This window comes from Streptomyces xylophagus (assembly GCF_000716435.1).
Lineage (GTDB): Bacteria > Actinomycetota > Actinomycetes > Streptomycetales > Streptomycetaceae > Streptomyces > Streptomyces xylophagus.
The window spans coordinates 1-615 of the sequence record NZ_JNWO01000111.1 but is presented as its reverse complement, the minus strand read 5'-3'; the positions used below and the strand labels follow the sequence as shown (position 1 = coordinate 615).

The 615-nt window shown below is 61.3% G+C and carries 1 protein-coding gene; it reads right to left on the bottom strand.

Annotated elements, in window-relative coordinates; all coding sequences use genetic code 11:
• On the bottom strand, positions 1-232 hold a 232-nt coding region (locus tag OO70_RS57190; RefSeq protein WP_051742517.1), incomplete at its 3' end, for a helix-turn-helix transcriptional regulator.
• Between the last annotated feature and the right edge of the window lie 383 nt (positions 233-615).

Sequence of the window (615 nt, the reverse complement as noted above, 5' to 3'; positions counted from 1 at the left end):
CGGGGATGTGGACGGTGGCGCCGGTCTGTCGGGCAACGGCCTCCTCTTGGAGGCCGGCCTTATACGCGTCATAGTCGCTGGTCCGGACGCGGAAGTTGCGGCCACCGACTCGGGCGGCGGGAAGTACGCCGTTGTGGATCATCCGATAGACGGTCATGCGGGAGAGTCGGAGCTCAGCGGCAATCTCGTCCACCGTGACGTACTGCGGAAGGGGTGGTGTGGTGTTCGTCACGCGCTTTTTCTCCTACCGCCCGAGGTTCTTTGCGCGCAGGCTTCTGACCTGCGGGTTTGTACACCTACGGGGGATTTATCGCGGGGAACGTTTTAGCGCTCCCTGGGAAAATTTCCGCAGGTCACACCGCAACCATCCGCATGTGGAGAAAGTCTGAAGACAACCGGGGATGAAAAAGTCGACTTCCCGGGACCGTGCTACTCTCTGAAGTGCGCCAACCGTGGGGCGCGTGTTCGCCGGTCGAGGTCTTTCGCTTTTTACTCCCGGCAACCCAATCCCCGCGACAGACGGTTTGGTGCCGAGTGAGGCCCCAGAGGGGTCTTGATGGGGTGATGGCCCGTCAAGGCTGATCTCTGGGGTCTCAACCTTTCAGCACTGTACAC